This window comes from Alteromonas macleodii ATCC 27126, from assembly GCF_000172635.2.
GTDB classification, from domain to species: domain Bacteria; phylum Pseudomonadota; class Gammaproteobacteria; order Enterobacterales; family Alteromonadaceae; genus Alteromonas; species Alteromonas macleodii.
Window position 1 is genome coordinate 1,344,605 of the sequence record NC_018632.1, and the last position, 14,327, is coordinate 1,358,931.

Annotated in this window: 11 protein-coding genes; 3 read left to right on the forward strand and 8 right to left on the reverse strand. The window is 45.4% G+C overall.

Annotated features, from left to right (window positions below; genetic code table 11):
- Window positions 1–47: 47 nt before the first annotated feature.
- From MASE_RS05730 to MASE_RS05760, 7 genes are all read right to left on the reverse strand, one after another.
- Window positions 48–1,901 (reverse strand): DUF885 domain-containing protein, encoded by a 1,854-nt coding sequence (locus MASE_RS05730; RefSeq protein ID WP_014948802.1) that lies wholly within the window; start codon window positions 1,899–1,901, stop codon window positions 48–50.
- Between the two features lie 205 nt (window positions 1,902–2,106).
- The gene (locus MASE_RS05735; RefSeq protein WP_014948803.1) at window positions 2,107–3,927 is read right to left on the reverse strand and encodes a BatD family protein; all 1,821 of its coding nucleotides are present in this window, start codon (window positions 3,925–3,927) and stop codon (window positions 2,107–2,109) included.
- Window positions 3,928–6,006: a vWA domain-containing protein gene (locus MASE_RS05740; protein WP_014948804.1), complete on the reverse strand. Its 2,079-nt coding sequence runs from the start codon at window positions 6,004–6,006 to the stop codon at window positions 3,928–3,930.
- Window positions 6,006–7,082 carry a vWA domain-containing protein gene (locus tag MASE_RS05745; RefSeq protein WP_014948805.1) on the reverse strand — a complete coding sequence of 359 codons (1,077 nt, stop codon included), beginning with the start codon at window positions 7,080–7,082 and terminating at the stop codon, window positions 6,006–6,008. The genes MASE_RS05740 and MASE_RS05745 overlap by 1 nt, the downstream gene beginning before the upstream one ends.
- Window positions 7,075–7,737 carry a DUF4381 domain-containing protein gene (locus MASE_RS05750; RefSeq protein WP_014948806.1) on the reverse strand — a complete coding sequence of 221 codons (663 nt, stop codon included), beginning with the start codon at window positions 7,735–7,737 and terminating at the stop codon, window positions 7,075–7,077. Before MASE_RS05750 ends, MASE_RS05745 begins: the two co-directional genes overlap by 8 nt.
- Window positions 7,737–8,711, reverse strand: coding sequence for a DUF58 domain-containing protein (locus MASE_RS05755; protein WP_014948807.1), 975 nt, complete (start codon window positions 8,709–8,711; stop codon window positions 7,737–7,739). Before MASE_RS05755 ends, MASE_RS05750 begins: the two co-directional genes overlap by 1 nt.
- Before the next feature lie 3 nt (window positions 8,712–8,714).
- Window positions 8,715–9,671 (reverse strand): AAA family ATPase, encoded by a 957-nt coding sequence (locus MASE_RS05760; RefSeq protein WP_014948808.1) that lies wholly within the window; start codon window positions 9,669–9,671, stop codon window positions 8,715–8,717.
- A 428-nt stretch (window positions 9,672–10,099) separates the two neighbouring features.
- Here MASE_RS05760 and fadI point away from each other — a divergent pair, with 428 nt between their 5' ends.
- The 3 genes from fadI to MASE_RS19890 all read left to right on the forward strand — a co-directional run bounded on the left by fadI (window position 10,100) and on the right by MASE_RS19890 (window position 13,976).
- Window positions 10,100–11,410 (forward strand): acetyl-CoA C-acyltransferase FadI, encoded by a 1,311-nt coding sequence (fadI, locus tag MASE_RS05765; RefSeq protein ID WP_014948809.1) that lies wholly within the window; start codon window positions 10,100–10,102, stop codon window positions 11,408–11,410.
- A 19-nt stretch (window positions 11,411–11,429) separates the two neighbouring features.
- Window positions 11,430–13,571, forward strand: coding sequence for a fatty acid oxidation complex subunit alpha FadJ (gene fadJ, locus MASE_RS05770; RefSeq protein WP_014948810.1), 2,142 nt, complete (start codon window positions 11,430–11,432; stop codon window positions 13,569–13,571).
- Window positions 13,572–13,778: 207 nt separating this feature from the next.
- Window positions 13,779–13,976: a hypothetical protein gene (locus MASE_RS19890; RefSeq protein ID WP_014948811.1), complete on the forward strand. Its 198-nt coding sequence runs from the start codon at window positions 13,779–13,781 to the stop codon at window positions 13,974–13,976.
- A gap of 98 nt (window positions 13,977–14,074) precedes the next feature.
- Here the strand turns inward: MASE_RS19890 and MASE_RS20040 are convergent, their stop codons facing one another.
- On the reverse strand, window positions 14,075–14,239 hold the full coding sequence (locus tag MASE_RS20040) for a hypothetical protein (RefSeq protein ID WP_014948812.1): 165 nt from the start codon (window positions 14,237–14,239) through the stop codon (window positions 14,075–14,077).
- Window positions 14,240–14,327: the final 88 nt, after the last annotated feature.

A 14,327-nucleotide genomic window follows, 5' to 3' on the forward strand; every position in this document is an offset into this window, starting at 1 on the left:
CGCGTTTTCATTTTATTTCCAGTGATCAGAGCACCTAGTTCGAAAAACTAGGTACGTTTTTGGGAAGTAATCCAAGCATTAATGTTTTCTTCTAAAATAGAAAGTGGGACTGGACCGTACTTCAATACCTCGTCATGGAAGCCTTTCCAATCAAACTTGTCACCAAGTTCAGCTTGGGCATGCTCTCTAAGTTCCATAATTTTCAGTTTACCAATCATATAGGCCGTAGCCTGACCTGGCATAGCAATGTAGCGCTCAATGGCTTTTTGCGCGTCGTATTTAGGGTTTGGCGTATTTTCAACAAGGTAATCTACGGCTTCTTCACGCGTCCATTTTTTCGCATGAATACCCGTATCAACCACAAGTCTGCAAGCGCGCCAAAGTTCCATGGCTAGACGACCGAAATCAGAATAAGGGTCTTTATAAAAGCCCATATCTTTTGCAAGTTCTTCGGTATATAGGCCCCAACCTTCCGTGTATGCGGTAAAGCTCAAGAATTTCTGGAATTGAGGTACACCTTCTAGCTCTTGTGCAATAGCGCGCTGCATGTGGTGACCTGGGATGCCTTCGTGATACGCCAGCGCCTCTAACTGATAAGTAGGCATTGCTTTCATGTCATAAAGGTTTGCGTAATAAATACCTGGGCGGCTGCCATCTTGCGCCGGGCTTTGATAAAACGCCTTGCCCGCAGACTGTTCGCGGAATGCTTCAACCCGTTTAACAATCATGGGCGCCTCTGGAAGAATACCGAAGTATTCAGGGATAGCTTCTCGCATGTCGTCTATGGCGGTTTTCGCCATATCAAGGTATTGCTGTCTACCTTCATCTGTTGAAGGTAGATAGAATTGCTCGTCTTCACGCATGAAAACGAAAAACTCTTGAAGGGTGCCTTCAAATTTCACTTGTTTCATAATGTCGCGCATTGCATCGTGTATGCGCTCTACATTGTCTAAGCCAATTTGATGGACTTCTTCAGCGGTTAGGTCTGTAGTGGTAAACCAGTTTAGACGATTCTGATACCATTGATCACCATTGGGTAAGCGCCACACACCATCGCCTTCAGGCGTGATTTCCCTTTGATGAGCGAGTTCTTCGATAAACTTCTCGTATGACGGCATGACTGAAGTTACCAAAGCGGCTTTCGCTTCACCTAATAACGTCGTTTTTTCCGCCTCTGTAACATCCAGGCTATTTACTTTATTTTGAAAATCTTCCCAGATAGTTGAAGGTATTTCGCTAGAATCAAATGGTGCGCCGGTGATCACGTTTTTTGACGCATCAATCATTTGATCGTAGGCCCATGCTGGCGGGAATACGCCGGCTTTTTCGCGAACTTTCATTTGTTCGATAACTTGATCAAAGTACGTACGTACATTGTCTAGTCGTCCAATGTATGCCTTAGCGTCCTCTTTACTCTTTACGCTGTGAATGTTGATAAGGAAGCTAGGCACTTGTGTATGTGCGGCGCGGAACTGATGTACAATGTAACGGTGATGTCGAAATTCGTCGTTAGCTAAATCGCGCTCAATACCTAGTTTGTACAGGCGCAAGCTTAGCTGTTCCTGTTCACTTAACTGACTGGTGTCAAAACTATTAAGCTTTTCTAGTCGGTTTTTGGAGATGGCAATTCGAGCATCAGCTTCTTCGTCACTGATGTCATCCCATTTGTCATAGTCCCATTTTTTACCCAAGTAACTTTGAAATAATGGCGAACGCTTAAGATCTTCTTCAAAAGTACGTTCGAAGAACGCATTAAGGCGCTCTGATTCAGACTGCCCGGCTGGCTGTTCTGTTTTAATAGGTTCTGGCGCTGTTTTAGCGGTTTCACTTGCAGGAGAGCAAGCCGTAAGCGTGGTAATGGCCAACGCAATTGGCGTTAGCTTTACTAGTGTTTTCTTCATTATATTCCCCGTCGCGTTTAATTGATTATTTTTATAAGCTAAAGCTTCTAAGGTTAATAAGCCTTAAAGAGGACAATAAGGCTCAAAGGCTCGACTGTTTCTCGAACTCAATCATTTCTGTTACGAAGCCCTTGTCACAGTAATTTAGCTAATTGCAAGGGCTTTCATTACGCAAATTCTAGTGTATTGGCAAATGAAATGCGTTTTATGAAGCAGGATATAAGGCAGATAGCGTGTTATTGTTCCCTTCACTTTTTTGCTTCCATTCGCTGCGGGCAAGCTTAGCTTCATGTGAAAGGTTATCTAAAGCTTTCATGACCTGTTTAGATTGGGTGTTAGCGTCAGCTTTATTGGCTGAAAAGCGCAGTGCATAGAGCTCATTAACACTAGCGTTGATTCCTTCAAACTGCGAAAGTTGCGCTTTACCCGAAGTTAACGCGTTTATCCACTGCTTAAGAGCAGGCGTAAGTAAACGTGTGTCCTTTGCCTTTATTACTGACATTAGGTTTTGAAACTGTGCTTTTTCATCCCACTGAGCATAAGAGTGGAGGCGCTGTGCAGAACCGGTTTTGTTAGTGATCCCAACTCCCATAAACTGAGCCTGTTTAAGCTTTCTGTAGGTAACTAACCATCCTGTAAGCGCAATGATGAACAGCACAAGTAGTGCACCAGTTACCATCCGATTAAGCTGGGTATTTTCGTCAGAATTGACTTCACCTGAAGCGCTGTCTAATGGTTTACCCTCATTGCTAGCACTAGCGTTAGGCTGTGTTGCAGTTGATGGTATATCGTTTTGAATATCTTCATTGCTTGCACTACTCATTGATGGAGTGTCTAAGCTATTCGGAGTATTGGCATTATTTGCGCCGCTCGCTGGCGCTACCGTAATTGAACGAGCGGGAATAGTGGCATACTCAGTTTGCTGAGTAAGCGTATTAAACCAAGGGATAGTAATTTCAGGTAAGACAAAGTTACCAGGCTGCGTTGGAATGATCGCCAGCGACGTTTGGCGCTGTGAAATTAAGCTCTGGTCTTTTTCAACTGTCGTAGTATTAGATTGATCAGGGTACAGCTTAAAGTTTGGCGGATAAAACTCAGGAATATCAGGAAGCTGCTCTTCTACTACGCCCAATGCGGTTAGCGTAACAATACGAGTGACTGGTTCACCTGCTACAAAACTATCACCTTGTGGCCATTCTTCATCCACTCGCACCATTTCAGAAGGCAACCAAGGGTAATCTATCCCCTGAGGAATGGGCTTAATGTTCACCGTAATGTCGGGCCCAACCCGGTTGATTTGCTGGGTGCGGTTGAAGAAGCCAAAACGTTGGTTAGTATTGGCAGCCATAACTTCGCCAGTGAAAATAGGGCCTCTTAGCGTGAATTCACCGGATGCTTGAGGCACAACGGCAAATTGACGCTCTATAATCTGATACCTTCTACCGTTTACGATATCTGTATACTGTTTATCTTCTCCTAGCTGGGTGATTTCCGCATTTTGCATTTCTGGCGCTTGTAGGCTGCCGCGCTCAATATTGCTAGAAAGAAACAGCTTAACCGTGTAAAGCAGCTGTTGATTTAAATAGGCCTCTTTTACGTCGATGTCAGTGGTAACAAAATAGTCTCGTGCGACATTACTTTGTTCTTGAACTGGTATTACTTTAACTTGAATAGGCTTGGTTGATTTACCTTCAATGGTTAATGAAGGAATGGTGAACGTGCCTTCCTTACGAGGAAATAACGTAGTGGTCCAAACGGTGGTGCGCTTGGTGTCGAAATTGACAATTGAGGTTTGGCTACTTACTGATGTTCTTCCGACCACAAAGTCTTTAAGCAGAGGAGAACTGTCGAATGCATCTCTGTCCGCGCTGCCGTCTGCGGTAACCGTTAAGCGAATGGCTTCATCCAACATGACAGGGTTTCTATCAATGGTGGCTTCCAGCGAATTTACATCGGCATAAGCCGCCGTACTTAAGAGTAGGGTTAATAAAAAAACTATACGTGTAGACTGTAATAAGGCTCTCATCTACCAATCACTCCGGTTTGAAGGCATACGTTGACGCTGACGTTTTTGTGCTTCTAATTGCATTTTTCGTTTTAGTAGGAATGCAGGGTCGTCTGGCACGCGGCGCATTAAACTCTCCATTCGCTGCAGCTCTTCTTTTTCTGCGTCGGTAAGCTCGGTCTCTTGACCTTGCATTGCCAGTGCTTCCTGCTCTGCTTGTTGTTCGTCTTTTTGTGCTTGCGCGCTGTTTTGCTGTGCACCATCACCTTGGTCAGACTGCTCTTGTTCTGCATTTTGCTGCTGAGAGTCTGATGACTCGTTCCGACTGTTCATCTCGGAATCATCAGGCTGTTGTGAGTTATCTCCGCCACTTTGCTGATCATCGTTAGCTTGGCTTTGGTCAGACTGTTGACCCTCATTATCGTCTTGCTGACCATTCTGCTCGTTTGAACCTTCCTGATTGTTCTGGTCCCCTGATTGCTGTTTGCTATTAGGGCTATCAGAGTTATCAGAGCTATCTTGGCCATTATCCTGTGAGTCACTCTGTTCACCATCATCGCCATTTTCGTTCTGGTTTTGCTCCTGATTCTGCTGTTGCTGCTGTTTCAGCAAATCCTCGACAATCTTTTTGTTGGTTCTTGCATCGTCGAAATCGGGGGCTTCGCTTAACGCCTGATCATATTTCTTAATAGCGTCTTCAAGCTTACCGAGTTTTGCCAGTGCATTGCCTTGATTGTAAAGACTCTCGGGACCAGGAATGCTTTTGAAGGCATTTAATGCACCTTCGTAGTCACCTGATTTATAAAGTGATGATGCTTTCCAAGTGTCGTCATTAAACTGATTAACGGCGTCTTTATACTTGCCTCTTTGATAGCTGTTTAATGCTTCTTGGTTGTCATTCATAAATGGCGTTTGCCACCATGAGAGTGAATCAGGTTTGTTTGCCATCTCTAGAGTATCTTCTGGTGCGCCTATGCCCTGTGACGTGCTTATGCCTTGTGACGTGCCAGCAATTTCTGAGGCTTGGGCACGTTGCAGAGCATGGGCGTTTTTAATCATAGAGGGGCTAAGTAAACCCACCAACACGATGAAAACTAACCCGCGTTTGAATGCGAAGGCGGCAAACGGTAGAAGTATAAGCAGCAAGTAAGGGCCAACTTCTTTCCACTGGTCTCCTTGTAAATTACTCTCTTCTTCGTTCTCTTCGCTGTCGCTTTTATCTAGTAGAGATACCGAGGCGAGGGCATCAATGTCGGCGTCGTTTGATGTAAAGGATTCAAAGCGTCCGCCGCTCGTTTTAACTACGCCTTTCACTGCGCCTTCATTTAACTTGGGTATAACGATGCTGCCAGTGAAGTCCTTTAAAAGCTCGCCGCTTTGCTGGCGAATAGGCGCGCCTTCAGATGTTCCAACGGTAAGTGCATTTACTGTAAAAGGAATAGAGGCCACATACTCTTGAAGCTCTTGTTGTTGTTCTAACTCTATACCATCAGTAATCCAGTAGATCATGCCTGAGTTATATCCGGCATTCGTGAGAAGCTCAGACGCACTCTCTATGCCTAGGAGTGGGTCGCTGCCCGGCACGGGCATAATTTCCGGTGATAGGCTTGGGATAAGGGTTGTGATATTTCCTGCGTCTTCGGTTAAAGGGCTAATGACAAACGCATCGCCAGCGTAAGCAACCAAGCCCATTTCACCTTCACCAATAGCGTTGACTAGATCTATCGCTTTATATTTGGCGCGAGTTAGCCTGTCTGGCGTCATATCGGTAGCGCGCATTGAAAGCGACATATCTATGACTATAACGTGTCCCATTTTTAACTGGTATACCGGCTGCGGCAGGCGCTCCCATGTTGGACCAGCGAGTGCTATCACACTTATAATCCACACAAAAGCAAGCATCCACATTGGTGGTTTTGCGCCCATTTCGTTTTTTCCAATCACCATGTATTGATATAGGTGAGAAGGGATCACAGATTGCCAGCCAGATTGCTTAGCCGTGGTTTTTCTAATTAAAAGCACGAGCAGCATCAGGGGAACGAGTGCGATAAACCATTCGGGGCGTAAAAAATGAAATTGGTTTAAGAAGTCGAATTCCATTACTTCGTCTCCCTATTTGTTTGAGCTGCTTGGATAGAATCAGCTGAGTTCGGGTGTGGCTGGGACGAGTTAATTCGTCTTTGTGCGAACCAACGAAATGTTGATAAAAGAACCGTCAAGAATGCCCATAGTGCTGACAGTAATATTGCCGCGCCAAGGGGATAGTAAAACAGTGCGCTCAATGGACGCATCTTACGCGTTTCACCTTCAATAGGCTCAAGCGCGTCAAGTTGTTGATAAATAGCTTGAAGTTCCTGGGCGTTTCGAGCCCTAAAATATTGACCGCCAGTGCTAGTCGCAATGTTGGTTAACATGCCTTCATCAAGTTCTTGCGATGGGTTTATTTGTCGGCTACCGAAAAAGCTTTGGATCAGCATTTTATCTGCGCCCACACCTATAGTGTAAACCTTCACACCCTTACTAATTGCCAACTCTTTCGCCTGTTCGGGTGTAATATTCCCTGCAGTATTTTGCCCATCGGTAAGAAGAATTAACACGTTATTAGACTCTTCCCGTTCGTCAAAGCGCTTCACCGCTAAACCTATCGCATCGCCAATAGCCGTCTGTTCGCCAACCAACCCAATGACAGCTTCACTCAGAAGTGTAGAAACCGTATCTCTGTCATAGGTAAGCGGCGCTTGAACGTACGCGGTATCGGCAAATAAGATAAGGCCAATTCTGTCGCCAACGCGACGCTGAATAAAGTCATAAACCACCGACTTAGTCATGGTTAAACGGTTAACTTGTCGGCCATTTAGCTGCATATCATCTATCTTCATACTGCCCGATAAGTCTACTGCTAACATCATTTCTCTACCTTCGTTTGGTATGCTGACAGGCTCTCCTAACCACTGAGGACGCGCGGCAGCCGTTACTAGCAGCAGCCATATCAAGCTGCTTACCAACAGCGGTATTTTGGTTTGTTTCAATTGGGTTTGCTCTGACACATCGCTAGGTCGCAAACTTGGAACCCGCAGTGCAGCCATGGGCATGTCTTGTGCTTTTTTAGAAAGCAGGCGAACGATAATAGGCAAGGGGAGTACGAAAAAGACCCACCACCAAGCAAAATTAAGCATGATGCGGCTCCTTGGCTTGTTTATCATGAGGGCTGCCATCGTTTAGATCGCCATCATTCACACCGCCTGAAGCCTGCTTGTTTTTTGGCAGTTTGGCTTTTGAAAGCCAGTTTTTTACTGCTCCTTTGCAGGTTTCAAAATCACTAGGGTTGGGGGTGGCTTGATAAACATTGCTTACTAACAAACCTAAATCACTTTCAAGTTTGCTATCACTACTTTTCAATGCAGAGGTTAAGAACGCTTGCCACTGTTTACCGTATAACCCGGCTACTTGCTGAGTTGGGTAATAGCTCATAGCCGTGCGTTTTAGAATTGAGTTTAACGCCACGGGCCAATTGCTTTGTTGTGCCGAAATCGATTCAAGTAAGGCTAAAGCTTGCTTACGCGCCTTGTTGTGACGTATGTGAGCAGTGATAGCTTTATACAGGCAAAATAAGGCAAGTAAAAACACTGCGATAGCTACCCACCAACCCCAATCTAATGGCCAAATGTTGACCTCTGTAGGTACGTGTATATCGCGCAGTTGAGCAAGTGGGTCTTGCTGCTGAGGGGGCACTGGCATTTGATTTGCCGGCGGCATCGATTGAGCAGCTGATTTTGTGTAACTAGATAGAAAGTTTGATAAAAAATGGGTTGAAAAAATACTGCTTTGCATTAATTAAGCTCCAACCTTTGTTCTTGTTGCATACTTTGAAGCTGTTCGTCTAAAGGAAGGCCCGCTGAAACACTGAATCGAGCGATATTGTTTTTGCGCAAGGTGCTATAAATCGCGCTGTTGTGTTCACTGCGCCATTTTTGATAGTGCTGTTGCTCGGTATTGTCGCCTAACACCCAGCGTTGTTGGTTTTGGCCATCAGAAACGCTGACGGTTTGTAATGAACTGGTTTGTGGCAAGGCGTGTTCTATAGGATCGTTAATTACGATAGCCCTCACTTCACAGTGTCGTGTTAAGTGACTTAAGTGTTGAATAGCTTGGGTACTTAAATGCTGAAAGTCTGACACCAGATAAACCAAGCTCCCAGGTCTTGCTAAACGTCTTGCCCTAGCGCACGCATCGGCAAAAGCTTGTTCGTCTTTGACTTTGTCCGGCTTAGATTGCGCGCTCTGTTCGTGCAATGCCATAAGTTCATGGCACACGTGCAACACGGCTTTCTTGCGGGTAAGCGGTTTAATTTCTTTGTGCTGTTGCTGGTTAAATACCAGTGCGCCGACCTTATCGCCACGAGCGGCAGCAGACCAGCTAATTAATGAAGATACGTGCGCGGCTTGTACCGCTTTAGTAAGCAACTGCGTGCCAAACGCCATTGAAGGTAGGTAGTCACAGAATAGAAAAACCGGGCGCTCTCGTTCTTCCCGATACACTTTAGTGTGAGTTTTACCCGTGCGCGCAGTAACGCGCCAATCGATAGCGCGAATATCATCACCGGGCTGATAATGACGGGCCTCATCAAACTCCATGCCTCGGCCTTTATGCTTGGTGAGATAACTCCCAGCAAGTTTAGCTTGTGGCATTCGTTTAGGCGCCAAACTAAAAAGCTTAGCTAACTGCTGGTAGCGTAATAACTCTGCGGTAGACAGCGAGACGCCATTACTTTGCAGCTTGTTTAGCTGCGCTTGTACATTCACCATAGCTTAAGGGACTGCGACAGTTGCAACAATCTTATCAAGTACGTCGTTAATCGTTACGCCTTCAGCCTCGGCTTGATATGACAGAATAATACGGTGGCGAAGCACGTTGTGAACCACAGCTTGAATATCATCAGGACCAACAAAGTCTCTGCCACTAAGCCATGCGTGAGCGCGTGCACAGCGATCTAGGCTGATGGTTGCTCGAGGGCTTGTTCCCATTGCTATCCATTGGCCTAATTCTGCGTCAAAATTTGCAGGCTGACGTGTGGCCATAATCAATTGAACTAAATACTGTTCTAACTCAGGCGCCATATACAAAGATAACGCTTCTTTACGCGACGTAAAAATATCGTCTTGTGTAAGCGTAGGTGGCGTAACAGGCGGTTCTGAAAGAGCTTCACCTCGGGTTAAACGCAATATTTCCAGCTCTGTCTCGGCACCGGGATAGTCGATGTCCACGTGCATTAAGAATCGGTCTAGCTGTGCTTCAGGTAGTGGATACGTTCCTTCTTGCTCTAGCGGGTTTTGCGTTGCCATTACTAAAAATAGCGGAGGAAGAGGGTAGGTTTTACTGCCTACCGTAATTTGACGTTCGGCCATGGCTTCAAGCAGGGCCGACTGTACTTTTGCGGGGGCACGGTTGATTTCGTCGGCTAGCACTAAGTTGTGAAAAAGCGGCCCTTTCTGAAAAACAAACTCGCCAGTCTCGGGGCGGTATATGTCTGTCCCAGTTAAGTCGGCAGGCAAAAGGTCAGGAGTAAATTGTACGCGATGAAAGTCGCCGTCAATACCATTAGCAAGTGCATTGATTGCGCGTGTTTTTGCAAGCCCAGGAGGACCTTCTACCAAAAGGTGGCCGTCGGCCAAAAGAGCGATAAGAAGGCTTTTGGTTAACGCGTGCTGACCAATAATCTGCTGGTCTAAATAAGCGTGTAACTGTTGAAATTGCGCTGCTGCCATAATGCAAAATTTCCGTTTGAGTTCTCGTTATCAGGAAGTGTCACCGGACCGATAGATTTATAAATCTCTTATAAAGTGATCGCTTAGCTAAAAAGTAAATTACATATTAATTTAGATAGCTCTAGCCCGTCACAATGACACAAAACAGACTTTCATTTCCATATAAGGTTCATTCTATCTTTCTTCAAGTCGTCAAACAGTAATAAAAATGCGATATGCGGTTGGATGCAAAGCAAGCTTTTTAAATTTCGATAGCATAAAACGGTCAAAATTTGTAAACAGGGCAAACTTTAGTTTCATTTATGTTGCCCTTAACCCTGCATTATTTGCTATTTTGTTCATTGTTTGTAAAAATCGGGTTTATTACAGGTCAGACCACTTTGGAGCGATAAGCTCAAACGGAAGTCGGTCATTAATTTAGGTGCATTATGGCAACAAAACAATCAGTTACTACCCGAGAGGGTGATCGCATCGCCATTGTCGCGGGGTTGCGTACTCCGTTTGCGAAAATGGCTACATATTTCCACGGTGTTCCGGCTGTTGATCTAGGTAAAATGGTCGTAAACGAACTTCTCGTTCGCCATGGTGTTCAAAAAGAGTGGGTTGACCAGGTTGTCTACGGTCAAGTAGTACAAATGCCTGAAGCGCCTAACATTGCGCGCGAAATCGTGCTTGGCACAGGCATGAATATTCATACCGACGCTTACAGCGTATCTCGCGCATGTGCGACGAGTTTTCAATCTACGGTAAACATCGCAGAAAGCATGATGGCTGGTACAGTACAGGTAGGTATTGCTGGCGGTGCTGATTCAACGTCGGTATCACCTATTGGGGTTTCTAAGAATCTTGCGCGTGCGCTGGTTGATTTACAGAAAACCAAGACCCTTGGCCAAAAGCTAAACATCTTCAAGCGTTTAAGCTTAAAAGACCTAGCGCCTGTTCCTCCTGCGGTAGCAGAGTACTCAACAGGTCTGTCGATGGGACAAACGGCAGAGCAAATGGCGAAAACGCATCAAATTTCTCGTGAAGAGCAAGACAAGCTTGCACATCGCTCGCACAGCCTAGCCGCTGAAAGCTGGGAAGCAGGCAAGCTCTCTAGCGAAGTGATGACCGCTTATGCTGAACCTTATAAAGGTGCTCTTGAGCGCGATAACAACGTACGTTTCGATTCTAAGCTTGAAGGCTACGCGAAACTTCGCCCAGTATTCGATAAAAAGTACGGCTCGGTAACTGCGGCAAACGCTACACCGCTTACTGACGGTGCTTCTGCAGTACTTATGATGACAGAAAGCCGAGCGAAAGAGCTAGGTTATACGCCGCTTGGTTACATTAAGAGCTACGCGTTCTCGGCAATCGACGTGTGGGAAGACATGCTAATGGGGCCGTCGTACGCGACACCTATTGCGCTAGATCGCGCAGGCATGACCCTAAACGACTTAACGCTAATTGAAATGCATGAAGCGTTCGCAGCGCAAACCTTGGCAAACGTTAAAATGTTTGCAAGTGACAAGTTCGCCAAAGAGAAACTAGGCCGCGACAAAGCGACGGGCGAAATTGACATGGACAAGTTCAACGTGATGGGTAGTTCAATTGCTTATGGTCACCCGTTTGCCGCAACCGGTACACGTATGATTACGCAAATGCTTAACGAACTAAATCGCCGTGGCGGTGGTACAGGTCTTCTTACTGCATGTGCTGCGGGTGGTCTTGGTGCCGCAATGATTGTGGAGACAGAATAATATGAGTCAGGAACAAGAAATGACAAATGAAGTTCAGCCAACATCAGGCGCATTTACGTTAACTAAGCAAGATAATGGCGTTGCTATTCTTAGCATGGACGTACCTGGCGAGAGCATGAATACGCTTAAAGCTGAGTTTGGCGATGAGATATCTGCCATGCTTGATGATATTGAACGCGACAGCAGCATCAAAGGTGTGGTGTTAACAAGCGGCAAGCCAAGCTCATTCGTAGCAGGTGCCGATATCACCATGCTAGCAGCGTGTAAAACTGCGGAAGATGCCACAACCATAGCCGCTGGCGGTCAAGCCATTTTCGATAGAATTGAGAACATGAAGGCTACCTTCGTTGCGGCTATTCACGGCCCAGCGTTAGGCGGTGGTTTAGAGCTAGCATTAGCGTGTCACTACCGTGTATGTACCGATTCACCTAGTACTCAGGTAGGTCTACCGGAAGTGCAGCTTGGCTTGTTGCCAGGCAGCGGTGGTACTCAGCGCCTTCCTCGCCTAATTGGCATTCAGCAAGCGATGAAAATGATGCTTACTGGGTCTCCAGCACGCGCTAAGCAAGCTAAAAAGTACGGTATTGTAGATGATGTGGTACCTCACAGTGTTTTGCTAAAGGTAGCTGAACAGTTTGCGCTTAAACGCAAACCAGAAAGAGAAGCGCCGCAAAAGAGTGTGATGGACAAAGTGTTAGAGAAAACCGGCCCGGGCCGTAACATGATGTTCAAAAAAGCGCGCGAAGCGACATTTGCCAAAACCAAAGGTAATTATCCAGCGCCAGGTTACATTATTGATGTAATTGAAACGGGCATGAACGAAGGGATGAAAGCGGGGCTTAAAGCCGAAGCTGAAGCCTTTGGTAAGCTTGTTATGACGCCGGAATCTTTCCAGTTACGTCAGATTTTCTTCGCTACGACAGAAATGAAGAAAGAAAACGGCGTTGAAGGTGTTAAACCTGAAAAAATGAAGAAAGTCGGTGTGCTTGGCGGTGGTTTAATGGGTGGTGGTATCGCCTATGTAACGTCGACCAAAGCCGGTGTACCTGTCCGTATTAAAGACGTGCGTGCTGAAGGCATAGCCAATGCAATGAAATATAGCTATGACATCTTAAACAAAAAGGTGAAGAAGCGTTTCATGCGCAATAGTGAAATGCAGAAACAGTTGGCGCTTCTTACCGGTACGCTAGATTATAGTGGCTACCAAGATGCTGATATCGTGGTTGAGGCGGTTTTTGAAGATTTAGATCTTAAGCAAAAAATGGTGGCGGATATTGAAGAGAACTGCAAAGAAAGCACGATCTTCGCGTCTAATACGTCGTCTATTCCAATTACACAAATTGCAGCTAAAGCAGCACGACCTGAAAACGTGATTGGTCTACATTACTTCTCGCCAGTAGACAAAATGCCGTTGGCCGAAGTTATTGCTCACGATAAAACGTCTGACCAAGTCATTTCATCTACGGTAGAGTTTGCTAAAAAGCAAGGCAAAACGCCGGTAGTTGTTAAAGACGGTGCGGGTTTCTACGTAAACCGTATTTTAGCGCCGTACATGAATGAAGCGGCAAACCTCATTCTTGACGGTGAGCCTATTGAGCACATCGATAAGTCATTGGTTAAGTTTGGCTTCCCTGTAGGCCCTGTGAAACTACTCGATGAAGTGGGCATTGATGTTGGTACTAAGATTATCCCATTCCTTGTAGAGGCGTTCGGCGAGCGCTTCACTGCGCCAAGTGCTTTCGATAAAGTACTTGCAGACGGCAGAAAGGGTAAGAAAAACCAAAAAGGGTTTTATTCTTATGAAGGCAAAAAACCAGGTAAAGAAGTGGATGAATCAATCTACGAATTACTTGGGCTATCGCCTTCTGCCAAACTAAGCGAAAAAGAAGTAGCGGAACGCTGTGTATTAATGATGCTTAATGAAGCAGCGCGCTGTTTAGACGAAGGCGTTATCCGTAATGCGCGCGACGGCGACATTGGCGCTATCTTCGGTATTGGTTTCCCTCCATTCTTAGGCGGCCCGTTCCGCTATATGGATACACTGGGAATTAAACACGTTGTTGCTCGTTTAAACCATTATGCTACTGCTGTAGGTGATAAATTTGCACCTGCTGAAGTGTTAGTAAAAATGGCAGAAAACGATCAAAAGTTTTACAGCTAAGTTTATAAAATGTTAAAAGCCGGGCGTTGCCCGGTTTTTTTATGTCTAATGGGTATTTTTGCTGGTTTATTGTTCTATTTTGGGTAGAATTCCTGCGGTTAAAAAATGAACGTGTCAAATTGTTGGCGTCAATTATCAGTAAGTTAAATTGAATAATTGATGGGGACAAGTAACCCCACGTAACTAGGTCAAACAGGCGGAGGCAGTGTGATTTCACTCGTAGTATTAAGCGTTATCTTTTCTCTATATTTTTATGTAGAAGCGTTTAAATGGGGAATGAGCGCGAAAAAGTGGGCGATAGCTGGTTTTGTGTTAGGTCCAATCTTACTACCCATGTTTTCCATCTCTCGCCATATACATTGGCGCAATGCGGTGGGGTTTAATAACCTTTATATTTCTGCGTAGTCTTTCCTAGCGGTCTGCTGAAATAAGTAAGTGGGGCGTAAAATACAGGTATAAAAAAGAGAGCGTCGCTCTCTTTTTTTGAAATACTGTGCTTCAGATTAGAAGCCAACGCCGTAGCCACCACCAGATTGTGGCTTAACATACTCTGGTTGAGAGATGGTTTCTTTTTGCGACTCAGGAGCTTGTTTAGCGCCTTCTTGCTTGTCGGCAGCAACTGGGGTAGCGGTAGAAAGTACTAGTGCAACTGCGTACTCTTTTAACATGTTAATTTCCTCTGATTATTTTGAACGAACAAACAAAACCGATTTTTTATATTTGTCATCGGTACTTAATACTTAGCTAAATGCGTGC